This is a genomic window from Pedobacter sp. Bi126, from assembly GCF_918698245.1.
Classification (GTDB): Bacteria; Bacteroidota; Bacteroidia; order Sphingobacteriales; family Sphingobacteriaceae; genus Pedobacter.
Map to the genome: position 1 here is coordinate 1013691 of NZ_CAKKMS010000002.1, position 25878 is coordinate 1039568.

The window sequence follows — 25878 nt, forward strand, 5'->3', positions numbered from 1 at the left end:
TAAATCATAACCCTTCTCCGTCACTCCTGCTAAAAAAACCGGCTTACTCAGTTGAGCATCTGACATTTACCCTACCCGATTATTTTAAAAGCTTAAAACCGTTTTAGTTTAAAACATGTTTATGTAGATACAACAAAAAACAAAGCATATGAAAAAGTTAATTTATGTATTCGCCATTTCTGTATTAGCATTTCAGGCCTGCAATGGAGGAAACAAGGATGCCAAAGAAAGTGCCGATAGTTTAAACATGGCTAAAGACAGTTCAACCAATGCAGTTGCCACCGGAGGAATTGCAGTAGATGAAGCTGACGCGAAATTTACTACACAGGCAGCGGTTGGCGGTATGGCTGAAGTAGAACTTGGAAAACTGGCCCTCGAAAAAAGCAGCAATTCACAGGTTAAAGAATTTGCAACCATGATGGTAAAAGACCACGGCATGGCAAACACCGAATTAATGGCCATTGCGAAACAAAAAAACATTACACTGCCTAGTACTGTAGATGATGAGCACAAGAAAAAAATGGATGACCTAAGTAAAAAAACAGGTGCAGATTTTGATAAAGCTTATGTTGATGCAATGGTGAGTGGACATAAATCTACCTTAAAATTAATGGAAGATGAATCAAGAGATGGAAAAGACGCAGATCTTAAATCTTTTGCAACGAAAACAGCACCAATTGTTCAAAGCCATTTGGTAATGATCAATAAAATTAACGACAGTATGAAATAATGCGGTTTAGCGTATTAAATTTCTTAGGTAAAGGGATTTAATACGCTACTTTCCCTTACTTATGCGCGCTCCTAATTTTATCATTAATTGCTGAATTTATTTTTCGAAGTTATACTTAAAGCTCTGGCGGGGTATGCCAATTGATAAAGGTTTTCCTACTTAACATTTTCAGGTAAGGATAATTTCCATTTAATTGGTTACGCTGTTTTAGCTCATATAAAAAATGCCCACCTAAGTCTACAATTATTTTTGCTGTAGCTAAATACCATACACTATGTGGCTGTTTCCAACAAAAAGAATATAGGTTTGAGGTGAGTTTAATACCTTGAAGTTCGGGATGGTAAAAATTAAGTATTTTTGGATTGGGCAGCCCCTGCATTACCTCCGATTTCCTGACCATCGAAAGGTGATCGGAATGGCAAAACTCGTAATCCTTTAGCCTTGGGTCATCTACATCAGGCAAGTGTTTTAATATTTTAAATCCCTTAAATTTTTTGCCATTCAATACCCATATTAAATTTGGATAAAACGCCTCTCTGCTATTAAGCTCGGCCAATGTGATCGGAGAATTTTGAAACTCAATGGTATAACCGGATGGAGTAAATACATCAGCACGGTGAATATCAGCATTGGCTGCATCATAAAAAGCAACTTCTCTAAATGACGGCGGGAAGGCCAATTTCCAATCTCGGTGCCAAGCGGTCTCCTTTCGGCAATATTCTTTTTTAAGTGATGAAATATCCTGAATCATATCTGAACGGAGGATATCCTTTTTCATTTCACTATTGTTCATTCTCTTTCAATGTGATTAGAACACTAAAACAATTAATTAGGGAAAACAAATTTAAACTAAAATTTTTAGTACATACAAAATTTAAAAATAATTATGACTGAGCATTAGCCAGATACCACCTGTTAAAAAAAAATATTTCAATCAGCTCAAAATAGAATGATAACTTTGCAGTATGACCATTCAAGAAATACAGCAGCTAGAAGATTTTTTTACCCAGGCAGGAAAGCAAGAGGTCCCAATTTATCTTAATCAGGCTACTGTAATTACCGATTATGCCCATTTTCTAGAAAGTCATTTTATGCCTTTAAAGCTTAATCCTGATGCAAAAGTGAACCTACCACTTATACACAGGCTGAAAATGTTAAAGTTATTGATTGAATCAAATGCATAAAAACGATTTAATTTAGCTGTTACAGCTCAACCATTGATAAGAAGGGGCCAATTTGAATCGCAATACAAATAAGCAATAAATTACTTCTCCGGATGATATTCTATATTTGTCATACAGCTACTTCCTGCCTTTGCTATTTATGTTTACGACTGTCAGAATAGCTGACTCCGGTTTTCTAATCATTCTAATCATGCAATTAAAAACTTAACCTCTTTTAGTTTTTAAAATAGATATTTCCAACTATATTGGCCGTGATTGGTTATTCCTATACATTGACCCTTATTTATGACTAAAAATATATTTATTGCTTCGGCCGAACCCTATACCGGAAAATCAGTAATTGCTTTCGGAATGATCAATATGTTATTGGCTAAAACACAAAAAGTAGGTTACTTTAAACCCATTATTGCGCAAGACGATCAGAATAAAAAAGATGAACATGTAGAAGCCATGTTGGATTATTTCTCACTCCCTGTTAAATATGAGGATGCTTTTGCCTTTACCCGCCAAGAAATGCTGCATCAAGCAGAAGATAGTGGAGCAATTATTAATACCATTATCAGTAAATATAAAAAGCTAGAAGACAACTATGATTTCACAGTAATCGAAGGCAGCGACTTTTTAGGCGAAGGCATGGCATTTGAGTTCGAATCGAATGCCTTAATGGCCAAAAACTTAGGTGCACCAGTTTTAATAGTGGTATCGGGAAAGAACAAAACTGCAAGTCAGCTTTTTAAATCGGCCATCAACATTTACCGTAACTTCCTGTTGCGAGATGTGCAGGTATTAGGCGTAGTGGCCAACATGGTGAACCCAGAGGAGGCAGACCGTATTAAACAGGCTTTAACCAATCAATTGCCAGCCGAATTACTTATCGCCGTTATTCCCACTGAAACAGGCCTGCAAAGTCCAACCATGAAAGAAATTACATTGGCACTGGGTGGTGAGGTCCTTTTTGGATCTGAATTATTGGATAACCAGGTTGATAATTTTGTGACCGGTGCCATGATGCTGCCCAATTTTTTAAGGCATATAAAAGATAACCTGCTTATCGTTACTCCCGGCGATCGTGGCGATATCATTATTGGTGCACTTCAGGCCAACTTATCAGCCAACTACCCAAAAATTGCGGGCATTGTTTTAACCGCAGGCAGTTTACCGGATGAGCCCATTATTAAATTGGTTGAAGGTTTACAAACCATTATTCCAATAATAGCGGTTAAAAAGGGAACGTTCGAAACCACTACAACCATTGGCGGTATCCACTCCAAAATCACAATCGAAAACAAGAAGAAAATTGCAGTCGCGATAGAGCTTTTCGAAAAATATGTCGACATTAAAGCGCTTGATGATAAAATTATCACTTTCAGCTATCAGGGAATTACACCACATATGTTTCAATATCAACTGGTTAAATGGGCTAAACGCGATAAAAAACATATTGTTTTACCAGAAGGAAATGACGAACGCATTTTAAAAGCAGTGGAGAAACTCATTACCCAGGACATTGTAGACATCACGCTCTTGGGCGATCCAGCCGAAATTACCAACACGATTAAAAGACTTGGATTAAATCTGGATCCCAATGCTATAAAAATACATAATCCTGGCCAATCGGCTCATTATAACGATTATGTAGATACCTTGCACGAACTACGTAAAGCCAAGAATGTAAACCTCGAAATGGCCAGGGATATGATGACCGATGTTTCTTATTTCGGAACCATGATGGTTTACAAGGGTGATGCCGATGGGATGGTTTCGGGTGCGGTTCATACCACGCAGCACACCATCAGGCCTGCTTTACAGTTTGTTAAAACCAAGCCAGGCGTATCGGTGGTTTCATCCATTTTCTTTATGTGCCTGCCAGAAAGGGTGGCCATATTTGGAGATTGTGCGGTTAACCCCAATCCTACTGCCCAACAGCTGGCAGAAATAGCAATTTCTTCAGCAGAAAGCAGTGCCAAATTCGGCATTGAGCCACGCATTGCCATGTTATCTTATTCTTCTGGCACATCAGGAGAAGGTGAAGATGTAGAACGCGTGAGAGAAGCCACTGCCATAGTTAAAGTAAGGCATCCGGAATTAAAAATTGAAGGTCCGATACAATATGATGCTGCTGTAGACCCCTTGGTAGGCAAACAAAAATTACCAGGCTCTGAGGTAGCAGGTAGAGCAAGTGTATTAATCTTCCCCGATTTAAATACCGGAAACAACACCTATAAAGCGGTACAGCGCGAAACCGGTGCACTGGCTATTGGCCCAATGTTACAGGGCTTAAATAAACCAATAAACGATTTAAGCCGTGGTTGTACGGTAGATGATATTTTTAATACCGTTGTAATTACAGCGATCCAATGCCAAGATATTTAATATGAACATTTTAGTAATCAACTCCGGAAGCAGTTCCTTAAAATACCAACTTTTTAACATGCCAGAAAAAGCTCCGGTTTGCAGCGGTCTGGTAGAGCGTATTGGCATTGAAGGCTCATTTGTTAAACACACAGTTTATCACAACAACGAAAAGCATAGCATAGAACAATCAGGTTTTATTGCTAACCACGGCGAAGGCTTAAAACAGGTTTTAGCTTTACTCACTGAGGGAGAATACGCGGTAATAGCCAGCCCTGATGATATTGCAGCCGTTGGCCATAGAGTAGTGCATGGAGGTGAGCACTTTACAGGTGCAACCCTTATTACAGACGAGGTAAAACATCAGATCAAAAAGCTGTTTTCTCTTGCGCCGCTGCATAATCCGGTTAATTATAAATGTATTGAAGTAGCCGAACAGACTTTTGTAAACGCGAAACAAATTGCCGTTTTCGACACAGCATTTCATCAAACCATACCAGAACAGGCTTATCGTTATGCCATTCCAGAATGGTATTACAAAGAACATGGCATCCGGGTATATGGATTTCATGGCACCAGCCATAAATATGTAAGTGAGCAGGCCATTAAATGGTTAAATAAAGTTGATACAAAAATTATCAGCATCCACTTGGGCAACGGCTGCAGTATTACGGCCATTAGAAATGGTAAATCGATAGATACCAGTATGGGATTTGGCCCATTAAGCGGTTTAATGATGGGCACACGCTCTGGAGACATCGATCCATCGGTTATTTTTCATTTAATGGAGCATTCTGGATATACTTTAGAGCAGTTGAGCACCCTGGTTAACAAACAATCGGGACTGTTAGGTGTAGGTGGTTCGAGCGATATGCGCGACATTAGAAAAATGGTAAGCGAAGGCAATGTAGCTGCAATTTTGGCGCTAAAACTTTATGCTTATAGGATCAAGAAATTTATTGGAGCTTATGCAGCTATTTTAAACGGTATAGATGCGATTGTATTTACCGCTGGTGTAGGCGAAAACGACAGTAACATGCGTGAGTCTGTATGTTCGGAGCTGAATTATTTGGGTATTGAATTAGATCCAGCTCAAAATACAGCCTATAATGGAGAATTGAAAGAAATTAACAAGGCAAGCGCCAAAGTAAAAATCCTGGTTATTCCAACCAACGAAGAATATGAAATTGCTCACCAATGTTTTGAGCTTATAGGTTAATAGTAAGATTATCTTTGGATGGTAAGCCACCAGCCATGGAATTTCACTTTTAGTGATAAAAACTTTTGAAGTTTGGCTGGGAAAAGACTTCCGAAGTTTGCGCCAATGGCAATGCTCATGGCCAACTTCGGAAGTCCAGTCAGGCCTAATCGGTTTCCAAAATAGACAAAATATTGCCGGCAGGATCTCTAAACCAGGCAATGTTTGGCCCTCCGTTTCCTCGGGAAATGCCTTTACTGTCCGTTTTGAGATACTCTTCATTATAAATCTCGAACTTTATTCCTTTAGCAATAAGTTCGTCGGCCGCTTGATCTATATTTCCGACAGGAAAATTAAGTACCGTAAAAGTTGCCGGAACATGATTTGGTTTTGGATAAAGTAATACATTTGCTGATCCGGGAATAACCAGTTCAATTACGCCCATCGGGTTATCTTTCACTTCGATACCCAATACGCCTTGATAAAAATCTTTTGCTTTCTGTATATCGTCTACAGAAAATGAGCTGAATGCTTTTGAGTTTTGTAACATAATCTTTTTTTTATTCAATTTTCACGAGAACGAACAGTTAAATTTAACGGATTAAAACAATAGTAAAAGGCTGCATAAGCGGCAAAGTACGGGCCTAAACAAGACAACTTCCTTTAGCTTTTCCAGGCACCCAATAAACGCCTGATAACTACAATTTCGGCAACGTGGTAGGCATTATGATCGGCAATCTGTAGGGCTTCGCGTAATACACTTTGTCCATCGCCATGCGGGATTGGCACATATAAATCTGAAGAATCTAACAAAGCAATAAATTCTTTCAGATCGGCATCAATCTGTTTTAGTGTATTGTTCCAGGCATGTTCATCTTTAGGCGCCAGTTCTTTAGGCCAGTATTCGTCTGGCCATTTAGGCGATCGATGCGATCCATCTTTACTGAATTCGAGCATATCCCACTGAGCGATTCTAATGTGTTCGACCAATTGCCAAATGCTGTAAGGTAAGTTGTAAGGCTTTTCGCCCAATAGATTAAAAGGCAAATTGGCAACAGCATCTTTAAACCCTACATGCGCTCCACCCCCATTTAATAATATTTTAAGTTCCGTAACCAGTATTGATGTTTGATTTTCCATATAACATTAGCAGATTGTATAAATCTAACAAACGTGATTCTCATAGGTTTGTATAAAAATCAATTTCGGTGGCAGCATCTATTTTTTTAACGCACAATTCTTTTAAATTTGGGCATGAACCTATCTTTTCCGATCCTCACCGCATATACCTATCTCAACACCGCTAATTCTGGCATTTTATCTACCAATCTGGCAGAATGGAGAACTAAACATGATCAAGACTTTATAACCGGAGGAAGTATTTTCAGAACGGAAAGCCTGCCCATCATTACCGACCTCAGAAATAACATTGCTAAACTTTTCAGCTCAAAATCCGAGAACACCTATCTTGTTCAGAATTTTTCAGTAGGTTTTAATACTTTATTGAGTGGGTTGAACAAAAACCATCGTTTTCTATTGTTGGAAGAGGAATATCCATCTGTGAGTTATCCTGTAATCAGTATGGGTTTTGAGTACCATAGCATAGCCATTGATGAAAAGCTAGAAGAAAAGATCATCATTGCCATTGAAAAATTTAAGCCTACTGTGCTGGCATTTAGCATGGTACAATACATTAGCGGATTAAGGATGGATGATGAATTTATCCAGAAATTAAAAGTTACATATCCTGATCTTTTGTTGATCGGTGACGGCACTCAATTTTTAGGTACAACAAATTTTAACTTTGAAAAGTCAGGCCTGGATGCTTTGATTGGAAGTGGCTATAAGTGGCTTTTAGCCGGATACGGAAACGGTTATGCATTTCTTTCCGATCGGATGAAAGATGCGATTTACAGCAAAAACAAACTGGCCGAATTGCCTAAAGCACCTTTCTTAAAAGGTAAAGACCACCTATCTATGTGTTTCGAACCAGGCCATTTAGACACTTTAAATTTCGGCACATTAAACGAAAGCTTAAATGAACTTGGCTCAATTGGTTTCGATTGGATTGAAAAAACTGCACAGGCAATTTCCAACAAAGCCAGGCTAGCATTAAATTCAAGGGGATTAATTCCAGATTGGACATTGGAGCGAAAACATCAATCTACCATCATGAGTATGCCATTGGATCCAAAAACAGTTGACAAAATCGCTGCAGCCAAAATCCTTTGCTCACCACGAGGGGCAGGCACAAGGATTTCATTTCACTTTTATAATACAGAAGAGGATTTAAATCAACTGTTACAGGTTCTGGATAATCGTAACTAGTCTACCTTCCAGATGGCATCTACAAAATACTGATGTTGATCGAAGAAACGTTGAAGCGGTTTAAATCCGGTTTTTTCTGCAAGCTGATCGATATCATTAAGCGAATACTTTTGTGATATTTCCATAAAAATATGCTCATTTTCTGCAAAATGAATGGCATTTTGACCAATATTCACAATCTGTTTCTTTAAACTGATGAGGTAACTTTTACAGGCACCAGATGCCGGATCGTAACAAGCATAATGCTCAAAATTGTTCAGGTCGAAATTGCCCTCTAATTCTTTATTGATCCGTTGAAGCAGATTGAGGTTAAATGACCGGGTAATTCCGCCTTTATCATTATAGGCAGAAAGAATCTGCTGGGGATTTTTTTTTAGGTCAAATCCAATGATCAACAAATCCTTAGGAGAAAGCAGTTTTTTTAATGACGAGCAGAATTTTCCGGCATCGGCTATGCTCATGTTTCCGATATTTGCCCCCATAAAAAGCACTACTTTTCTGCGGCCAGATTGTTCTGTAGCACTTTTGAGCATATTAAAATAATCACCATTTAAACCTTTCATGTTTAACCCGGGAAGTTTTTTAGGCAAACTTTCTTCCAGATCTGAAATTACATGCGCGGAAATATCAATCGGGAAGTAACTAAATTCCAACTGATTATGCAACAATGATTTGAGCAGGTGAATGGATTTTGTGGCATCGCCAGCACCCAGTTCGATTAAATCAAAAGCGCTCCCATCGGCTGATATTGCCTGAGAAATCTGGTTGGCCTGATATTGCAGAATTTCCATTTCTGCTTTGGTTAAATAATATTCCTCCATTTCCATAATCTGCTGAAAAATGCGGTCTCCGCTAGCATCGTAAAAATACTTAGAGCGCATAAATTTTGGCTCGGAGTGTAAGCCAGCCAAGGTTTCTTGGAGGAACTGTGTTTTGTTGTCTGTTGCTGTTTCGATAGTGGTGGTGGTCATATCTATACTATTTTACTAATCGGATGCCTGTATATTGCCACCTTAAATGTGGGTGGAAGAAATTTCTATAAGTAATACGTGAATGATTTTCAGGCGTGGCAATTGATGCACCGCGAAGCACTTTCTGGTTAACCATAAACTTTCCGTTGTACTCGCCAATGGCGCCCGGTGCTTTACTAAAACCGGGATAAGGCAAATAGGCACTTTCGGTCCACTCCCATCGTTCGCCCCAATTAAAGTGTTTGGCTGCTATTTCCCACTCAAATTCAGTGGGTAAACGCATGCCTTTCCAGCTTGCAAAAGCATAAGCCTCGTAATAGCTGATATGGCTTACCGGTGCGGTTAAATCGATAGGTAAAAGACCAGCTAAAGTATAATTAAACCATTTTCCGTTAATTAAATGCCAGTACATGGGTGCACTAATGTTGTTGTTTTTCACCCAATCCCATCCTTCAGCATGCCAGAAATTAAAATTTTCATAACCGCCTGCACCAATGAATTCGATAAATCCTGCATTGTTGACCAATGTTTTACTGATTGAAAAATCGTGCAGGTAAACTTTATGCCTGTTTAATTCATTATCAAAGCTGAAATCCTTTCCATCATAACCGATCTCATAAATTCCTTCTGAAATTTTGATAAAGCCAGGTTCTATTTCACTTACGGTTAAAACTTCTTTTTGGTTTTTCGAATAAGTTGGAAAAAGCGGGTTGTTTCCTAAAATGTATTTAATATCGGTTAGTAAAAGTTCCTGGTGCTGCTGCTCGTGGTTAAAACCCAAAATCAACAGCTCTTTTACTTCATCTGTTGGTGTCGTCGCCAGGAATTTCACCATGGCTTCATCTACATAAGCCCTGTACTGGTAAATTTCATTTACGCTCGGTCTACTTAAATTACCACGATCTGTCCGGATTACCCGATTACCAACCGTTTCATAATAACTGTTAAAAACGAAATTATATTCATCGTTATATACCTGATAATTAGCAGAAAACGGCTTTAATATAAAGGTTTCGAAGAACCAGGTGGTATGTCCCAAATGCCATTTTGGAGGACTAACATCCACAATTGGTTGTACCACATAATCTTCTGTTTGCAGCGGTTCGCAAATTTGTTCTGAGTATTTCCTGATCTGCAAGTATTCTTCTACCAGTGTCATTAATTTTTATCTAAATAGTTTTTAAGATCTGTGATGGTATTAACATTCAGATCTTTTGATTGTTTTTGCCGCATCATTAAAGCATAAGAATTATTGAAACCTATAGGTTTAAGCCATTTGATCTTAAACTTTTTTTCAAATTCTGTGGAGACATAATCATAAGTTTTGTCTTTATCATGCGCCATTTCCTTAGCAATTTTTGGATCGGGCTGAAGCAAAACCAACAGGCCTGTTCCTGTATATTCTGGATAAAAATCGATCTGATCATTCATCAGTGCATCAAAACAGATTTTTGTTCCACCAAGTCCTGTTTTGGTAGATACCTCATAATCTGTATTTCCTCTAATCAGCATGCTGTACATTTCGGCCAGAATATATTGTTCCCCAAAAATCTTGGATCCTATCCTCACTACACCCTTATGTCCGTTTTTTGGTGCTCTATACAAACCGATACTGATAAGGAAATCTTTTGCTACGCGTTCTGGTGTTTGATGCAAATAATCTGTTCTGTAATTAAGATCGGTCATAACCGAATCCGTAATTTCACCAGCAAGTAGATTCAAAGTTTCTGCTAATTGGGGAAATTGCTTCAATGCTTCATCCCGAACAATTGGCGCAGCATAGTAGGGTGGAAAAATACTTTTATCGTCTTTTAAAATCTTTAGATCAAAGGCTTTCAAACGGCCATCAGTAGAGTAACCGCTAATTACATCCAATTCTTTTGAAAAAGCGGCCTTGTACATAACCGCATCGCTGATTACAATGGTATGAATTTTTAAGCCGTAGGTAGATTTCAATCCAAGATCACCGTCTTGCCTACCCATAAATTCAGGGGTAAATCCAGCGGTTAAGGTAGAACCATAAGCCGACGGAAGTGCATAAAAACCACCTAAAATTAAAATCACAACTGGCAAAATGTACAATGCTTTTCTCAGCTTTTTAAAATTCATTTTCTGAACGAGAGAAAGCAAGGCATCGAGAATAATGGCCAATAAGGCAGCAGGAATAGCTCCAGCTAAAATCATGTTGGTATTGTTGAGCGAAATGCCTCCAAAAATAAACTCTCCTAATCCACCCGCTGCAATAAAAGAGGCCAATGTGGCTACGCCTACATTAATTACCGTTGCAGTACGGATACCTGCCAAAATAACGGGCATAGCTAAAGGTAATTCTACTTTTAACAGTATCTGGCTCTTGCTCATCCCCATTGCCCTGGCGGCTTCTTTCACATGCTGATCGATGCCAATAATGCCTGTATAGGTATTGCGGATAATCGGTAACAAGGCATAAATAAGCAGCGCCACAATTGCAGGTTTTGCACCAATTCCTAAAATGGGGATCATAAATCCCAATAAGGCAATGCTCGGAACCGTTTGCAATACGCCGGCAATTCCTAAAACTGTCCCTGATAGTTTTCTTTTTCTGGCAATCAATACACCAAGTGGTAAGCCAATGGCGATGGCAAAAAGTAAGGAAATAAACGTTAATCCAACATGCTGCAGGGTTTGGGAAAACAATTTATCAGATTGCTCATGCATAAACTGCCATAAAGTTTGCTGATGCTCATTCATGCGCCTGCGCGTTTTGAAATTGGTTAAATCCTTTGGTTAACTGTTCGAAATTAACGGCTTTGCTTTCTTTATCGGCACCAGAAACAAGAAGTTCGCTCCGATCAGAACTCCGCAACAACTCCATCGCATCCCATACATTCAAATCAGCAGATAGGCTTCTCCCATCTTGTAGTGCCCCTTTAGGTAAATAAGTCCAAATATCCTGTATTTTAACTACTTTAAATTCGAGGGCTAACCTTTGTCCGGCTAAAAATTTCCTTGCAAAATCATTTACCGGTTGATAAAGCAATTCTTTGGGTGTTCCGATCTGGATGATTTTCCCCTTATCCATTAAACAAATGCGATCTGCCAATTCAAAAGCTTCCTGAACATCATGTGTAACCATTACAATGGTTTTCCTTTTTAGTTCTTCTAATCCCTTAAATTCTTTTTGGATACTGGTTCGGGTAACGTTATCTAAAGCGCCGAAAGGTTCGTCCATTAACAATACAGAAGGGTCTGTAACCAAAGCACGGGCAAGGCCTACACGCTGCTGTTGTCCACCACTCAACTCATGTGGAAACATAGATAAACTATTTTCAGGAAGATGGAGTTTTTTGATCAGCTCCTGCGTTCGGACTTTAATTTTTTCTTTATCCCATTTTAAAAGTTTCGGTACAACTGCAATATTCTCAGCGACGGTATAGTGTGGAAAAAGCCCAATATTCTGCATCACATAACCAATTCCCGTTCGTAAAACATCAGGATCTTGATTGGTTATATTTTCGTCATTGATAAAAACCTGGCCTGCATCGGGTTCAATTAACCGGTTGATCATTTTTAGCGTGGTGGTTTTACCACAGCCACTTGTGCCCAACAATACCAGCGTTTCCTTTTCTTCTACCTTAAAAGAGATTTTATTTACCGCTTGGGTATCTCCAAATTTCTTACTTATCTCTTTTAATTGGATCATAATTCGCTATCGATTTTCATAAATAGATTATTTAACGATTCGGAATAAGTAGGATGTGCAAATACACAATATCTGATCCTATCGTAAGTAATCCCACCTTCCATCGCCATTTGAAGAACAGACATGATTTCTCCACCTTCTGAGGCCAGGATAGCAGCTCCCAGTATCTTTTTGCTATCTGCATCTACAATTGCTTTCATCAGCCCTAAAGTTTCGTTTGTTTCAATACCGCGCGCAACATTCGACATGGGCAGAACGGCAACTTTATAATTCAATTTCTTTTCTTTTGCTTCTTTTTCAGAAATACCTATCCGCCCAAGTTGAGGGTCGGTAAACATGCAATATGGCACCGGCCGATCTTGAATAGAGTAATTTGTGCCCTCCATGAGGTTCCGATAAATAATGGTATAATCGTTATAAGCAATATGTGTAAATGAAGGGCCACCTTTTACATCACCGAGTGCATAAATCCCTTTTATATTGGTTTCGAGTTTTTCATTAACAAGAATATGCCCTTTGTCATCCAATTTTACGCCACATTTTCCAAGATCTAAACCTGCAGTCTGAGCAGTACGGCCTGCAGCTACCAATACGTGACTCGCTGGTATTTCTTTTTTGATTTTCCCAGATTCCAGCGTAATGCTAATCTGTTTTTTATCCTGCGCTATCTTCTTGATTTTAACATCAGTGATCAGTTCGATGTTTTCGTCGGTTAAAATTTCAGTAAGTGCTGATGAGATATCCTGATCTTCTCTCGCTAATATGCCTGATGATTTTTCCAAAACGGTTACTTTACTGCCAAATCGATTAAACATTTGTCCAAACTCAAGCCCGATGTAATTTCCGCCAATAACCACTAGGTGTTCGGGAACAGTTTTAAGATCTAAAATTGTTGTCGATGTAAGATAGTTAATTTCACCTAATCCTTCAATATCCGGTATGGTAGTTTTTGCACCAGTATTGATAAAAATCCATTCGGCAGTTACTTTTTCTTCACCGCCATCGTTGAGTGCAATGGACAGTTCTTTTTCACTATTAAATCTGGCTGTTCCAAATATAAGCTCAAGTCCCTTAGTGTTTTTAAGGCCTTTTTCAGATGACGACCTGAACTCGTTTACTATATCGTCCTTCCGTTGCTTTATCTTTTTAAAATCAATTTTGATCGCTCCAACTTCTACGCCCAGTTCAGTTGCTCTTTTGGCTTGATACACTGCCCTTGCAGAAGCGATCATTGCTTTTGTTGGTGTACAACCATCATTAATACATGTGCCGCCAACATATCTTTTTTCTATAATCGCTGTTTTTTTACCTGCTTCGGCAAGCCTTTTGGCCAAAGGCGTTCCGGCCTGCCCTGCACCTATAATTATTGCATCGTAGTGTTTCATCGCTTTCCAGATTAATAGAATTTGTTTTGTTCTGAAAGACATAACCTAAATACTAGCCCAATGTTTGGTCTATATTAATTTATACTATGCCCAATTGAGACATTACAAGTTCGAATAAAAAAGTTACAAACTATATTCTAAAATCGACGTTAGATAATTGTAGACATTTAATTGACAAACATAAACCGCAGCCTGATATGCAACCTCAAACAACAGAAAATACGAACCTTACCGTTTTTATCCAGGATGATTCTTCAATTGAAGATAAAAGAGATATTTTATTAAACAGTTTGTTAGACGATCTGAACAGTCAAACAGAAGCTTTTAATTAATAAGTAATAAGACTTCAAATCTTGATCGCTAAACTCAGGTGATCTCACATTTCTCAGGTGGTAAAAAATGAGCAGATTCAATTTGAACATTAAGAAATTAAGCGCATTAAGAACTTAAGTTTAAGTCCTTAGCAATAAATATGTTTTATAAATAAACATAAAAAAAAGAAAAGGGCAAACAAATTCATGTTTACCCCTTTCAATCTAAATTAACGCTCTCGCGACAAAAGTATAAATTCTTCTTAGACCTGTATGTAACAAATTTATTTACATTAAAGTTAATGTAAAATGATCTGTGAACGGCGAAGATTATCTGTAGTCTGCAAAATTTTATCCTTTAGTTTCGGATTGTAAGCAGGATGTGTTTTTAAGAAATCCTGTACCACTGCATTTGCTTCTTTTTTGTTATAACCCGAAAATGTAGCCGCCAACCACGATTGTGGAAAAAATATATCTCCTGTTTTCTGTATTTCTTCCAACAAATCTAAACTTTCTTTCAGATAGCGAATAGAACTTGTTTGCCTGATGGGATGGTGCAGGTAAGATAAAGCTGTAGTTACCCAGGCCTCTTTCTGTCGGTTTTTCCGGTCTTTTAAGCCGTTAAAAAAATTATCTCTTTCCTTAACATCTAAAGATAATGCGGGCATTAAATAAATAAGCCGGTTTTTACGATCTTCATTTTTGGTCCGTGCCAATTGATCTTTTAAGATGGTATTTGCAGTATCTGTTTTAAGGGCTAGCGTTAATGCTAATGCGCTATAATCATCTTCTAACAATTTAACTCCATTTGGTGCGGTTTGCTTGAGCCAGATATTATACATGCGTTTTCCTGCATCCGCACTCAGGTATACATTTTGATAAGCATTGAACAGAATCTTTTTGTTATTTTGTGTTTGCTGTTGCTCCATTGCATTCCATATTGTTTTCTCCATACTTTCATACATCGCATTCCGTGCTTCAGCAGTAAGAAATGTCCAGTAAATATTGGTTAGGTATCCCGTAATCAGCCTGAGGTTCATCTCGTTTTTCTCGACCGACAATCCTTGTAAAAACACAGCCAGAAGTTCTTTAGGCTTAGTGCTTTTTCCCGAAAGCATATTTTCGTAAGCATTGATATAGGCCGATGCCCGTTCTAACGGGTCAACAAGATCATAAAGATTTGCCATCATCTCTTTGTCTATCGGGAAAAGGCCATAGCCCGCACCGTTTGCATTAAATAAAATATACAGTGGTTTTGGAAGACCTTTTGCTTCAATTAAATCGGTCTTAGCAAGCTTAGCATCTACAACTAAAATCTTACTCGCTGTTGGGTAAACCAGCTTAACTGTAAAAGATTGCGGCCATACCCGTGGCTGCCCCATCTCACTACTTTGATTTAAGCTTAAATCGCTTATTTTATCTCCATTGTATTTAATATCGTAACTAAAAACCGGTCTGCCAGGTTCGTTTACCCAAACTTTGTTCCAACTCTGGAGATCACTTTTACTATATTTACTTAAAATGGCAATCAAATCATTCCATGTAGCGTTGCTGTAACTGTACTTTTTTAGATACTCCCTTATACCCTGTTGAAAATTCTGTTTTCCCATCAATAATTCCAATTGACGCATCATGATCGGTGCTTTATGGTAAATAATATTTCCATACATCGACCCAGCCTCTTGTAAGTTATCCAGTTGCTGGCGAATGGGATTGGCGCCCAGTGTTCTATCTACTCCGTAAGCTGCCGGATAATGGTCTTGCAAAAACTTAAGGTCGAAAGTACTTTTGCCCATTAATTTTTCGGTTACCTTATCGGCCATAAAATTGGCAAAAACTTCTTTCATCCAAACATCATTAAACCATTTCATCGTTACCAGATCGCCAAACCACATGTGTGCGGTTTCATGCGAAATCAGGTTAGAACGCGAAATGAACTGATCTTTGGTTGCACCTTGATCTAAAAACAATGCTGATGCTTTATACTGTACCTCCCCAGGATGTTCCATACCGCCAAACTGGAAATCTGGAATACTAACAAAACCCACTTTTTGAAAAGGATATTTTATAGCTGTCCAGTCTTCCAAAAAATCGAGCGCATCACGATGTGCTACAAAAACAGAATCTACACTGAGCTTAATTTTGGCTGAATCAGTTTCGCGGTGCAAAAATTCCATTTTATTATTTTTCATTTCCCTATTTATCAGGGTGTATTTACCCGCAGTGAAGGAAAATAAATAAGTGGGTAGTTTATCCGAATTATTGAAATGATAGGTAGTAGAATTTCCTTGAGCAAACGAATATTTTTTAATGGCATTAGCCATTACCTGCCAATCAGTTGGAACGGTTAATGAAAGTAAAAATTTAGATTTTAAATCGGGTTGATCAAAGCACGGGAATACCGTTCTGGCATGATCAGGAACAAAAAGTGCATACAAAAAGTCTTTGTTTCGGTTTAATGATTCGTTGCCCGCAATAAACCCAATCTCGATATGGTTATCGCCTACTTTTAAATACTCCTGTTTTACTAAGATATGTTCGGCTTTAAAATCAATCGGTATCGTTTTGCCATTAACCGATACTCGCTTTATATGATCTGCACTCTGCTTAAAGTCAACCTGCAGATAAATTAACCTATTTAACTTAAAATCAATATTTTCAGTTGATTGAATTGGCGCTGTTTGTTCTGCTGGAATGATAAAGTGAAGCTTATATTGAATATTACTTATGGCTGCACTTCTGGAACTTGCCAATGCAAGAGAAACTCCAGGTTCAACGGCTACGGGATTAGTAACCTGTTGCGCAAAACCGGTAGCACTTAATAGGAAGAAAAAGCAAAAATATTTGGCAATCGTATTCATTGTATAAAGATTTATTCTCCTTTTATCATTTGTATAATGGTACCATAACTCATCCAAACCATGGTTAATACCACAGCTAAACCTGTTAAGGTTAACCAAAACGGTTGTTTGTAATTTGCAATAATTTTGGTTTTATAAGCGGCAATAAGCATAATACCTAGTGCAATGGGTAAAATAAAACCATTAATGGCACCTACTGTAAGCAGTATTTTAACGGGTTTACCGATGAGGATAAATATAATGCAGGAGATGGTTATAAAGGCTATGATAATCTCTCTGTTAAACTTTAATATCAGTGGGTGAAAACTCTTAATAAATGAAATGGAAGTATATGCTGAGCCCACAACAGAAGAAATCCCTGCAGCCCATATTACCACACCAAAAATCTTATAACCGATTTCGCCGCTGGCCAATTTAAAAACTGAAGCAGCTGGATTCGATGGGTCTAAGGTAAAACCTTTGCTTACCACCCCTAAAGCTGCAATAAACAACAATAAGCGCATAATAGACGCCAAACCAATGGCACTTAATGCACCTTTATTTACGGCACCTAAATTATGGATCCCCGTTTGCCTGGCATCCAATAAACGATGAGCGCCCGAAAAGGTGATATAACCACCCACTGTCCCACCAACTATGGTTAATACTGCCGTAAAACTAAACTGCGTAGGATTTACAGCCCTTAATGCGGCTTCTGCCAATGGTGGCGAACTGGTGTAGGCAATAATTAAGGCGAGTACAATTTTAATCAGCCCCATGGTTTTGGCAAAAACATCCATTGCCTTGCCGGCTTCTTTGTATATAAAGATACCTATTGCCATAATTGCGCTTATTACAGCACCCTGCCCTACACTAATGCCGAATAATACATTGAGTCCTAAGCCAGCGCCAGCAATATTACCAATATTAAAAGCCAAACCACCTAAAAAAACCAGGAAAGAAATAAAGTAGCCCAAACCTGGAAATACCTTATTGGCTATATCTTGAGCAGGTTTATCGGCAACAGCAATAATCCGCCAGATGTTTAACTGTGCAATGGCATCTAATATGATGGATAGTAATATAACAAATGCAAAACTTGCGCCTAATTGCTGGGTAAAAACTGCGGTTTGTGTTAAAAATCCAGGGCCAATGGCTGATGAAGCCATTAAAAAAGCCGCCCCTAAAAGTACACTCCAATTGTATTTTGGCTTCATATTGTTGGGGCTTTAATAGCTATGCCTTCTTTTTTTAACCTTTCGGCTATTAATTTAGCAAAAGCAACAGCGTGTTCACCATCGCCATGCAAACAAACCGTTTCGGCTTTAACCGCAATGCGATTTCCATTTATGCTATTTACTTCCTGATTTAAAGCAAATCCCAATGCCTGACTGATGGCATCTTCTTCATTGGTAATTAAAGCATTGTCTGCTGACCGAGGCGTAAGTAAACCATCATCCTGATAACTGCGATCGGCAAAAACTTCTGATGCGGTTACAATCCCCTTTTTTTCAGCTTCATCAATCATCTTACTTCCTGCCAAAGCATATAAGATCAGACCAGGGTCGAAATCGTAAACGGCCTGAACAATGGCTCTTGCCAAAGCTGTATCCTTTGCAGCCATATTATACAATGCGCCATGTGCTTTAACATGATGCAATTTACTACCTGTAGCTTTGACAAAACCGCTTAATGCACCCATTTGATATAAAGTAAGCTGATAGGCCTCATTCGGGCTAATCTTCATTTCTCTACGACCAAAGCCCTGCAGATCGGGCAAACCAGGGTGCGCACCAATGGCCACTCCTTTTTTTAAGGCTAAAGCTACAGTTTGCTGCATTACAGTTGGATCGCCGGCATGGAAACCGCAGGCAATATTTGCCGATGAAATATAATCCATCAGTTTTTCATCATTGGGCATGGTATAATTCCCAAATGCTTCTCCCATGTCGCAATTAAGATCGATCATTTTCATGTTTTAATATATTTAAGGCCTATTGCCATGGTAATCAACGATAAATCGTGTTCACGTTCAAGGTAAAGTGCTTCTGCCTCATCTCTCGAAATTTCGGAAAAATGAATAGTATCGCCAGGTTTTAACTGGGCACATAAAGGTAAATCGACCGCTGCAACGTGGGCGATACGCGGATAGCCACCTGTTGTTTGACAGTCGGCCATGAGTATCACCAAATCGCCACTTCCGGTTACCTGAATAACGCCAGGTGTTACTGCCGTACTAAGCAATTCTTTTTTAACTTTCCTCACCAATGGCTTTCCCGACAAATGATAACCCATACGATTACTCCTTTTATCAATAGTATAAGAATTGGTTAAAAATGAAATAATGGATGTTGCGTCAAACCAGCTGATTTCATTGGCAAGTACAACTCTAATGGTTTGTCTGTTCTCTGGCAGTAAGCTTTCGCGCGAAATGCGCCAATTTGGATAGGTTAACGATCTTTCAATCAAATGATTCAATATTTCATCTGATACTTCGCTAAGTAAAGTACCGCTAACCAAAACATCTGCCTTTTGCAATGCTCTCCCCTTAAAGCCCCCAAAAGCAGCAGTAAGATAGGTGCTTTTACTTTCCATTACATCAGGTACATCCCATCCACCAGCAATAGCCAAATAGCTACGCACCCCAATCGCATTATGGATCAGCTTTATAACTGAACCTGCCGGAAAAAACAATGGCTTTTCTGCAGGCATTATTTCATTATTGCAAACTAACGTTGCACCATCACCAGAATAAGAAATTAGAACAGGTGTTTCAGCTTTAAATGAAGCATCGGCATAGGTAAACTCAATGGTAGCATTATGATCATCGTTACCAACAGCTTTATTCGCTAACCGGTGGGCCAGCTCATCCATTGCGCCCGAAACAGGTACAGCTTGCGAAAGGTATCGGTATCGTCCCATATCCTGAATGGTGCTTAATAAACCTGGCTTAATGATGCTGATCTTCATACTCATATTTCAGCATAAGCATTAAACTCCTTTATACCAATGGCTTTAAAAGTAACCATATCGCCTCCCTTTAAAAGTGATGGTTGTAAGCGGTTTACATCAAACATTTTTAATGGAGTTCTTCCAATAATCTGCCACCCGCCGGGTGTTTCCATAGGATAAATACCGGTCTGATTGCCTGCAATACCCACAGATCCGGTGGGTATTTTAGCATTGGGAACCTCTTTTCTAGGGGTGGATAATCTGGGATCCATTCCGCCCATATAGGCGAAACCCGGCACAAAGCCGATCATGAAAACAGTATATTGCCCGGCAGTATGTATATCTATTACCTCAGTTTCGCTAAGCTTGTTTGTGCGGGCTACCGTTGAGAGATCCTGTCCGAAATCGCCCCCATAATATACAGGAATAATCAATTTATCAGGTATTGTGCTAGATTTTTCTCTTTTTATCTGTACAATTTTATTTAAATGTGCTGATATTTTTTCGAAACAAACCTGCCCCGGAAGATCTGATAACATCACAATTAAGGGATCAAAAAAAACAGTTAATGTAGTATAAGCCTGGACTGTGGTTATTAAACCAGAAAAAGGGTTTTGCAGCAGCAATTGGTTAAAATCGGTGATCAGGGCCAGCAAATCGTGATCGATTGTCGTTCCGAATCCTACAGTAACCGATTTTTCACTCAACCCGTAAATTTTTATGGGAATATTTGTTCCACAATACCCTAGCTGCTCGTTCATAGAAAAACAGTAAGATTTAACAATGATTGATCTTCATAAACTGGGCTTAACAACTAAACTGCTGCTATAAAAATGATTATATAATATTAAAATCACAAGTTTTGTGAATAATCATAGTTAATTATGCGCAAAAAACCATATAGAAGGTATTTTCAAATAGTAATCCATTAAAATGAATCACCAGGCAAGGCTTAAAAATTCTTTTTCACTATCCGTTTAATCGCTTTGCCCCAAAATTCGCCTAAAGATGCGGCGCCTAATTTATTTGGATGCAGGTAAAAAGTACCAGCCTGCCCTTTCTCAGGAATCAACTCGGTAAGGTGGTGTTTTTTAAAATAACCGAATGCTTTTTTATCTCCTACAAAAACATGTTTTGGATTAGTTAAACCATAATTTACCACAAGACTATCAATTTTTGGAATATAAGCCTGTAACCTCAACAAGCCCTCTTCCATATATTTTGAGCTATTATAGGTGTTTGTGCTATACCAGATAGGATGATGCAACACCACAATGGCCGTAGGAAAATCGGCCAATAGCTTATCCACAATAGTTTTTACATTTTCAATATATTGATCAGGCGAAACCGGAGCTCCACGCGGTCCTTTTATAGCGCTATCGTTGGTACCAAGCTTTAACGAAAAAACCAGTAATGCTTCTTTATTGGTGAATGCGTTGGCTGCTTCTTCAACTTTGTTAAAAGTACGGCCAGCACTGGGTAAAAAATCAAGAGTGGTATAACCGCTATGGCCTTGATTGCTGAATTTAACTTCGTTTATTCCTTTTTGCTTAAGCAAATAAGCTACGGCTATAGCAGGCGGAGCATCAGCAGCATTGGCAATCTGGACGCCTTGCGTGATACTATTACCGATAAAAACAATATTGAGATTACGCTTTTTATGTTGTGCAGATAATAGTGTGATGTTAATTAGTAAAATGCCAATCAATAATAGGTATCTTTTCATCTAAAGCTGTTTTTATCGGCAACAAATTACTAAAATTACTTATTATAAATCTAATTTTTCGCTGGTTCAAGGCCTTTTATCGATTTCAATAGCTCATCTTGCTCTTCGGCTTCCAATTCGATCATGCCATTGAACATTTCAAAAATCTCATCACGCAAGTTAGCGCGCATTAAAAGATCAATCAAGCGTACAAAAGTTTTCTTCTGATCGGTATTTAAACTACTAAACAATTTAGGTTCTACTTCATATAATCCCTTAATTAAATTAACCAGCGCTGGCTTCCTTAATTCTTTTTCTCTTTCGGTAGCATAAACGGGAAATATATCATCTTGCTCGTAACTTTCAATCAGGCGGTTCGCATATTCTTTTAAAAAAGGTTTACGTTTACTTTTAAGATATTCTGTTAACGCTTTAATTAGAAACCGGTACTCCGCCGAAGATTTAGCGGCTCCAAATATGGCCACCTGTCCTTCATTTTCAAAACTCTTAAAATCGAAATCACGAAAAAAATCACTATCGATATAAACACTGTGGAAATAATCGTCGCTCTTTTTATTTAGGGTGGTGTAATCTTTATAAATTTCTTCACCACCTGCCAAAAAATAGTATTTAGACAGTTCTTTATGCAGGTTTTCTTTCCAATGAACGTATTTAATCTTAAAAGTAACGGCTGTATCGGGGTAAAAAAGATTAAACTCTTCTAAAGTTTTAACATTGCTACTAAAATCCAATGTTTTGCCATTTACAATGACCGAATAATTTTTATCCCTGTTCAATTCAATAAACCAACAGAATTCGTTTATCAGAAAAGGAAGTACCGTTTCTTCTACATCTTGCTGACTGATCCTTAGATTAGTAAATGAAACCGTGGTTCCAGTCTCACCAGAACTGCTTGGAGCGGTGGTAAAATCGTGACTATAGCTGTTTAAACCACCGGTACTAATGTGTATTTCGCCATAACGAAACCCTTGTTCTGATTGGTAAGTGGTGTGCCAAACGGCATCATGTGCAAAAGTAAAAAAAGTAAGCCTCCCTACTCCATTACGGCCATGCATTTTTGAGGTATGCTTCGGCGCTACAATCTGAATGGATTTTTCAGATTCGAAGAAAGGATCGAATTTTTGTTGTAAGCGATCAAAATTAATACCATAACCGTTATCAGCAATAGTTAACTGCTCTAAAAGGCCAAGTGAATTTGCTTCGTAATCTACCCGTATGGTGTTCGCATTGGCATCAAAACCATTCCAAATGTACTCCGCAATAGCCTGCCTTTCATTATAATTTTTAAGAACCTTTTGTATTCCCTTTGAAGTAATATTAACCTTTACCGACATACTTACTAAATTAATTAGCAAATATATGATTATATTTCAATCATTGCAGTTGTTTAACATCCCATTTATACACATGCAAAATCCAATAAGTCGCATTAAAATGTTACGAGTGTAGTATCGGCCAGCCATTTATCATTAATTACAAAGCTAAACCCAACTTTACCAATAGGTTCCAATAATTTGCCCTTTACTACTGTCCTTTTATTTTTATAAACAGGTACAGAAAGCGATCGCCTTTTTCCACCTCCGCTTACTTCAATTTCTAAAGGCTTATCTGTGCGGAGAATATAAATACTAATAGGACCTTTTGTGTTATTTACGATATAACCGAAATCATTTTCAATACTGCCAAATGACGTTTTTGCAGCAAATAGATAACCTGTTGCTTCGTTATTTACATCAACTTCATAATTCGCCACATCCTCTACAATTACTTCCAATTTACCTACAATCCTATCCATGTTTAAATTAATAGTCTGGTTGGCATTTATAGTATTCATAATGGTTGCCACAAATGTATCATCTGTTTTATACAATTTTTCGGATGGGGACTGATTGGGCTGCCAATATTGCATGTTTCCATCATTAAAGGGCAAAATAACGGTATTGGTAGCACCTTGATAAAACTGATTGATTCCAAATAACGACCGTGAACCGATGGCTACAAAATTATAGGTATTGAGCGGGAGATCTAAACTAAGCTCACCAAAATTAGGATCGGTAGCAAGTTGGGTAATCCGGGTATACTCTTGTCCGGTAAAAGATTGATAGACTACAATGGTTAATTGCTTAATCAGATTCTTAAGCGGCACATTTGCCTCAGTGCCCAATGCTCCAAGGTCATCATTAGCTCCCTTAACCATAAATTTCACGGTTTGTTTTTTACCGCTATCTTCTGGATGCTCGTTGATATTTTTCTTACAAGAAGCCATTGTCAGGCCCAAGAACATCAATAAAATGATTCTTTTTAAAAAGTAGTTTATTTTCATAGCTTTATTTCATCAGGTGAACGACCTCCGAAATTACAGCTATGTAGTGTAAACATGTATGTATAACGCCGCACAATGTGGATACATCACTCCATTATTATTATACATTTAATTGCATAAACTGAGAAATTGTATAGTAAAAGAAGTCTGATGATTATATATCCCGATGACTAAAATGCCTGCGAAGTTTTTCTTCTTCCAGATCAAGCAGCTCTAATTGTTCTCTAATCAGCTCATCATTAATCTGCTCTTTTTTATTTAGTCCTTTCAACAAAATACGCTGTTCAGCCATAATATCTTCAAGTGCAATGCGATAGTCGTGATAAAAGCCGTCAGACCTTGAAATGTTTTCTTCTTTTTCCCAATCTCTCAATAATTCCATTTCTGCCTCAATGCGAATTTTTATCGATCTGATCATATCGTTATGCAATAAGGCATCGTGATACTTTTCATCCAGGATTTTAAGTGACAACATGGATAATTTCTTTCTCACCATTTGTTTTTGTTGCTCGAAAGGAACGGTATAATCGGGATCGGGCATATCTACCCATTTTATCAATGCGGGTAAGGTTAAACCTTGCAAAACTAAAGTAACCAATATTACACTAAAAGTGATAAACAAGATTAAGTTACGCTGAGGGAAAGCTTCGCCTGATTTTAATGCTACCGGAATAGAAAGCGCTGCAGCCAAAGAAACCACTCCTCTCATTCCTGCCCAGCCAAAAAGCAAGGGTGCCTTCATGCTTGGATTGGGATCGGCAGTGGTAATATAACGACTAATGAATCGCGTAAAGTATAAAGCACCATAGGTACTGGCCAACCTCGTAACAATTAAAACTGCGCAAATAATGGCACTGTAACGGATGGCTGGTAAAAGCCCATCGTTGCCCAAACCACGAATAATTACTGGAAATTCTAAACCAATTAACAAGAAAACAAAGCCATTCAGCACAAAAGCTACCGCTTCCCAAACATTTATCCCCTGCAACCTGCTTCGGTGGGTAAGAATCTGGTCTCTGCGGGCCGAAAGAAACAAACCGCCACTCACTACAGCCAATACACCAGAAAAGCCAAACTCCTCTGCGGTTATATACATTACATATGGCGTTAAAAAAGTAAGGATAATATCAATATTTGTAGTGGTTGGCAACCATCTGTGCAAAGCGTAAAAAACTAAGGCTACTGCAATTCCGACCAAAATTCCCATTACAATAACAATTACAAAATTACCAGCAGCCTTACTAAACACGAAACTTCCGGTCATTACTGCGGCTAAAGCAAAGCGGAACACCACTAAACTGGACGCATCGTTTAATAAACTTTCGCCTTCCAATATTGTAGTGAGCCTTTTAGGCACTTTAACATTTTTAAGTATGGCTGATGCTGATACCGCATCTGGCGGAGAAATAATACCACCCAACAAAAAACCCAGGGCCCATGTAAAACCCGGAATCAGGCTTTGAGAAATTAGCGCAACAATACTTGAGGTAAGAATAACAATTGGAAAAGCAAAACTGCTGATTACCCTACGCCACTTCCAGAAATCTTTCCATGAAGTATTCCAAGCAGCTTCATACAACAATGGAGGTAAAAAGATTACAAAAATGAGTTCTGGTTCGATCTCGATATTACGAAGTACGGGTAAAAAACTTAAGGCTAAACCTGCAATTACCAATAAAATAGGATATGCTACACGGATTTTTTGTGCGAGCATTACCACAAACAGAATAATTGCAAGCAAGAAAGCGTATTGTATAATCAGCTGGTGCATATAATTTGGGGCTTGGTCTAAAATACAAATTTGAAGCGAATGCCAAACCATTAACATGATGTTCTTTTTTCAGATAAAATTTGGAATTTCTATTATAAAGCTATAATTTCTCCCCTGTAATAAGT

23 protein-coding genes are annotated in these 25878 nt (G+C 38.3%); 6 read left to right on the forward strand and 17 right to left on the reverse strand.

Annotated elements, in window-relative coordinates:
- Positions 1 to 148 precede the first annotated feature (148 nt).
- The gene (locus LQ201_RS09430) at positions 149 to 730 is read left to right on the forward strand and encodes a DUF4142 domain-containing protein (RefSeq protein WP_230141692.1); all 582 of its coding nucleotides are present in this window, start codon (positions 149 to 151) and stop codon (positions 728 to 730) included.
- A 115-nt stretch (positions 731 to 845) separates the two neighbouring features.
- On the opposite strand, the gene LQ201_RS09435 is transcribed toward LQ201_RS09430, so the two are convergent.
- Positions 846 to 1523: a competence protein gene (locus tag LQ201_RS09435; protein ID WP_230141695.1), complete on the reverse strand. Its 678-nt coding sequence runs from the start codon at positions 1521 to 1523 to the stop codon at positions 846 to 848.
- A 172-nt stretch (positions 1524 to 1695) separates the two neighbouring features.
- On the opposite strand from LQ201_RS09435, the gene LQ201_RS09440 reads away from it, so the two are divergent.
- From LQ201_RS09440 to LQ201_RS09450, 3 genes are all read left to right on the forward strand, one after another.
- On the forward strand, positions 1696 to 1914 hold the full coding sequence (locus LQ201_RS09440; RefSeq protein WP_029276033.1) for a hypothetical protein: 219 nt from the start codon (positions 1696 to 1698) through the stop codon (positions 1912 to 1914).
- A gap of 285 nt (positions 1915 to 2199) precedes the next feature.
- Positions 2200 to 4287 (forward strand): phosphate acetyltransferase, encoded by a 2088-nt coding sequence (gene pta / locus LQ201_RS09445; RefSeq protein WP_230141702.1) that lies wholly within the window; start codon positions 2200 to 2202, stop codon positions 4285 to 4287.
- Between the two features lies 1 nt (position 4288).
- Entirely contained in the window at positions 4289 to 5485 is a 1197-nt protein-coding gene (locus tag LQ201_RS09450; RefSeq protein WP_230141705.1) for an acetate/propionate family kinase, read from the forward strand.
- 145 nt (positions 5486 to 5630) lie between these two features.
- Here the strand turns inward: LQ201_RS09450 and LQ201_RS09455 are convergent, their stop codons facing one another.
- Together LQ201_RS09455 and LQ201_RS09460 are read right to left on the reverse strand one after the other, a co-directional pair.
- Positions 5631 to 6014, reverse strand: coding sequence for a VOC family protein (locus LQ201_RS09455; protein WP_230141713.1), 384 nt, complete (start codon positions 6012 to 6014; stop codon positions 5631 to 5633).
- Between the two features lie 113 nt (positions 6015 to 6127).
- Positions 6128 to 6604, reverse strand: a complete 477-nt coding sequence (locus tag LQ201_RS09460; protein ID WP_230141715.1) for a DinB family protein — start codon at positions 6602 to 6604, stop codon at positions 6128 to 6130.
- A gap of 114 nt (positions 6605 to 6718) precedes the next feature.
- On the opposite strand from LQ201_RS09460, the gene LQ201_RS09465 reads away from it, so the two are divergent.
- Positions 6719 to 7792, forward strand: a complete 1074-nt coding sequence (locus LQ201_RS09465) for an aminotransferase class V-fold PLP-dependent enzyme (protein WP_230141717.1) — start codon at positions 6719 to 6721, stop codon at positions 7790 to 7792.
- Here the strand turns inward: LQ201_RS09465 and LQ201_RS09470 are convergent.
- The 5 genes from LQ201_RS09470 to LQ201_RS09490 are packed head-to-tail and all read right to left on the reverse strand — an operon-like array spanning position 7789 to position 13830.
- Positions 7789 to 8763: an L-histidine N(alpha)-methyltransferase gene (locus tag LQ201_RS09470; RefSeq protein WP_230141720.1), complete on the reverse strand. Its 975-nt coding sequence runs from the start codon at positions 8761 to 8763 to the stop codon at positions 7789 to 7791. The two genes, LQ201_RS09465 and LQ201_RS09470, sit on opposite strands and share 4 nt — an antisense overlap.
- 7 nt (positions 8764 to 8770) lie before the next feature.
- A complete protein-coding gene (egtB, locus tag LQ201_RS09475) occupies positions 8771 to 9922 on the reverse strand; it encodes an ergothioneine biosynthesis protein EgtB (protein ID WP_230141722.1) in 1152 nt (383 codons plus the stop codon).
- Positions 9922 to 11493: an ABC transporter permease/substrate-binding protein gene (locus LQ201_RS09480; RefSeq protein WP_230141723.1), complete on the reverse strand. Its 1572-nt coding sequence runs from the start codon at positions 11491 to 11493 to the stop codon at positions 9922 to 9924. Before LQ201_RS09480 ends, egtB begins: the two co-directional genes overlap by 1 nt.
- A complete protein-coding gene (locus LQ201_RS09485; protein WP_230141725.1) occupies positions 11486 to 12445 on the reverse strand; it encodes an ABC transporter ATP-binding protein in 960 nt (319 codons plus the stop codon). The genes LQ201_RS09480 and LQ201_RS09485 overlap by 8 nt, the downstream gene beginning before the upstream one ends.
- Entirely contained in the window at positions 12442 to 13830 is a 1389-nt protein-coding gene (locus LQ201_RS09490) for a mercuric reductase (RefSeq protein ID WP_230146630.1), read from the reverse strand. The genes LQ201_RS09485 and LQ201_RS09490 overlap by 4 nt, the downstream gene beginning before the upstream one ends.
- A 197-nt stretch (positions 13831 to 14027) precedes the next feature.
- Between LQ201_RS09490 and LQ201_RS25665 the strand changes: the two genes are divergently transcribed.
- Complete coding sequence (locus LQ201_RS25665) at positions 14028 to 14162, forward strand: hypothetical protein (protein WP_256449172.1); 135 nt, start codon at positions 14028 to 14030, stop codon at positions 14160 to 14162.
- A 278-nt stretch (positions 14163 to 14440) separates the two neighbouring features.
- Here the strand turns inward: LQ201_RS25665 and LQ201_RS09495 are convergent, their stop codons facing one another.
- From LQ201_RS09495 to LQ201_RS09535, 9 genes are all read right to left on the reverse strand, one after another.
- Positions 14441 to 17002: a M1 family aminopeptidase gene (locus LQ201_RS09495; protein ID WP_230141729.1), complete on the reverse strand. Its 2562-nt coding sequence runs from the start codon at positions 17000 to 17002 to the stop codon at positions 14441 to 14443.
- A gap of 11 nt (positions 17003 to 17013) precedes the next feature.
- The gene (locus LQ201_RS09500) at positions 17014 to 18198 is read right to left on the reverse strand and encodes an NRAMP family divalent metal transporter (protein ID WP_230141731.1); all 1185 of its coding nucleotides are present in this window, start codon (positions 18196 to 18198) and stop codon (positions 17014 to 17016) included.
- Positions 18195 to 18956 (reverse strand): 5-oxoprolinase subunit PxpA, encoded by a 762-nt coding sequence (locus LQ201_RS09505; protein WP_230141732.1) that lies wholly within the window; start codon positions 18954 to 18956, stop codon positions 18195 to 18197. The genes LQ201_RS09500 and LQ201_RS09505 overlap by 4 nt, the downstream gene beginning before the upstream one ends.
- Entirely contained in the window at positions 18953 to 19951 is a 999-nt protein-coding gene (locus LQ201_RS09510; RefSeq protein WP_230141734.1) for a biotin-dependent carboxyltransferase family protein, read from the reverse strand. The genes LQ201_RS09505 and LQ201_RS09510 overlap by 4 nt, the downstream gene beginning before the upstream one ends.
- 2 nt (positions 19952 to 19953) lie before the next feature.
- A complete protein-coding gene (gene pxpB, locus LQ201_RS09515; RefSeq protein WP_230141737.1) occupies positions 19954 to 20694 on the reverse strand; it encodes a 5-oxoprolinase subunit PxpB in 741 nt (246 codons plus the stop codon).
- A gap of 191 nt (positions 20695 to 20885) precedes the next feature.
- Complete coding sequence (locus tag LQ201_RS09520) at positions 20886 to 21659, reverse strand: GDSL-type esterase/lipase family protein (RefSeq protein WP_230141740.1); 774 nt, start codon at positions 21657 to 21659, stop codon at positions 20886 to 20888.
- A 50-nt stretch (positions 21660 to 21709) separates the two neighbouring features.
- Positions 21710 to 22993 (reverse strand): ATP-binding protein, encoded by a 1284-nt coding sequence (locus LQ201_RS09525; protein WP_230141742.1) that lies wholly within the window; start codon positions 22991 to 22993, stop codon positions 21710 to 21712.
- Positions 22994 to 23088: 95 nt separating this feature from the next.
- A complete protein-coding gene (locus tag LQ201_RS09530) occupies positions 23089 to 23982 on the reverse strand; it encodes a FimB/Mfa2 family fimbrial subunit (protein WP_230141744.1) in 894 nt (297 codons plus the stop codon).
- A 154-nt stretch (positions 23983 to 24136) separates the two neighbouring features.
- The gene (locus tag LQ201_RS09535) at positions 24137 to 25753 is read right to left on the reverse strand and encodes a Na+/H+ antiporter (protein WP_230141746.1); all 1617 of its coding nucleotides are present in this window, start codon (positions 25751 to 25753) and stop codon (positions 24137 to 24139) included.
- Positions 25754 to 25878 lie beyond the last annotated feature (125 nt).

What these genes read in the sequence shown, in the direction of transcription:
- LQ201_RS09535 (WP_230141746.1), bottom strand. Translation starts at nt 25,753, where the DNA reads ATGCACCAGCTGATTATACAATACGCTTTCTTGCTTGCAATTATTCTG.
- LQ201_RS09500 (WP_230141731.1), bottom strand. Translation starts at nt 18,198, where the DNA reads ATGAAGCCAAAATACAATTGGAGTGTACTTTTAGGGGCGGCTTTTTTA.
- LQ201_RS09480 (WP_230141723.1), bottom strand. Translation starts at nt 11,493, where the DNA reads ATGAATGAGCATCAGCAAACTTTATGGCAGTTTATGCATGAGCAATCT.
- LQ201_RS09490 (WP_230146630.1), bottom strand. Translation starts at nt 13,830, where the DNA reads ATGAAACACTACGATGCAATAATTATAGGTGCAGGGCAGGCCGGAACG.
- LQ201_RS09495 (WP_230141729.1), bottom strand. Translation starts at nt 17,002, where the DNA reads ATGAATACGATTGCCAAATATTTTTGCTTTTTCTTCCTATTAAGTGCT.
- LQ201_RS09435 (WP_230141695.1), bottom strand. Translation starts at nt 1,523, where the DNA reads ATGAACAATAGTGAAATGAAAAAGGATATCCTCCGTTCAGATATGATT.
- pxpB (WP_230141737.1), bottom strand. Translation starts at nt 20,694, where the DNA reads ATGAACGAGCAGCTAGGGTATTGTGGAACAAATATTCCCATAAAAATT.
- LQ201_RS09510 (WP_230141734.1), bottom strand. Translation starts at nt 19,951, where the DNA reads ATGAAGATCAGCATCATTAAGCCAGGTTTATTAAGCACCATTCAGGAT.
- LQ201_RS09520 (WP_230141740.1), bottom strand. Translation starts at nt 21,659, where the DNA reads ATGAAAAGATACCTATTATTGATTGGCATTTTACTAATTAACATCACA.
- LQ201_RS09440 (WP_029276033.1), top strand. Translation starts at nt 1,696, where the DNA reads ATGACCATTCAAGAAATACAGCAGCTAGAAGATTTTTTTACCCAGGCA.
- LQ201_RS09470 (WP_230141720.1), bottom strand. Translation starts at nt 8,763, where the DNA reads ATGACCACCACCACTATCGAAACAGCAACAGACAACAAAACACAGTTC.
- LQ201_RS09460 (WP_230141715.1), bottom strand. Translation starts at nt 6,604, where the DNA reads ATGGAAAATCAAACATCAATACTGGTTACGGAACTTAAAATATTATTA.
- LQ201_RS09505 (WP_230141732.1), bottom strand. Translation starts at nt 18,956, where the DNA reads ATGAAAATGATCGATCTTAATTGCGACATGGGAGAAGCATTTGGGAAT.
- LQ201_RS09525 (WP_230141742.1), bottom strand. Translation starts at nt 22,993, where the DNA reads ATGTCGGTAAAGGTTAATATTACTTCAAAGGGAATACAAAAGGTTCTT.
- LQ201_RS09530 (WP_230141744.1), bottom strand. Translation starts at nt 23,982, where the DNA reads ATGAAAATAAACTACTTTTTAAAAAGAATCATTTTATTGATGTTCTTG.
- LQ201_RS25665 (WP_256449172.1), top strand. Translation starts at nt 14,028, where the DNA reads ATGCAACCTCAAACAACAGAAAATACGAACCTTACCGTTTTTATCCAG.
- egtB (WP_230141722.1), bottom strand. Translation starts at nt 9,922, where the DNA reads ATGACACTGGTAGAAGAATACTTGCAGATCAGGAAATACTCAGAACAA.
- LQ201_RS09430 (WP_230141692.1), top strand. Translation starts at nt 149, where the DNA reads ATGAAAAAGTTAATTTATGTATTCGCCATTTCTGTATTAGCATTTCAG.
- LQ201_RS09455 (WP_230141713.1), bottom strand. Translation starts at nt 6,014, where the DNA reads ATGTTACAAAACTCAAAAGCATTCAGCTCATTTTCTGTAGACGATATA.
- LQ201_RS09485 (WP_230141725.1), bottom strand. Translation starts at nt 12,445, where the DNA reads ATGATCCAATTAAAAGAGATAAGTAAGAAATTTGGAGATACCCAAGCG.
- LQ201_RS09450 (WP_230141705.1), top strand. Translation starts at nt 4,289, where the DNA reads ATGAACATTTTAGTAATCAACTCCGGAAGCAGTTCCTTAAAATACCAA.
- pta (WP_230141702.1), top strand. Translation starts at nt 2,200, where the DNA reads ATGACTAAAAATATATTTATTGCTTCGGCCGAACCCTATACCGGAAAA.
- LQ201_RS09465 (WP_230141717.1), top strand. Translation starts at nt 6,719, where the DNA reads ATGAACCTATCTTTTCCGATCCTCACCGCATATACCTATCTCAACACC.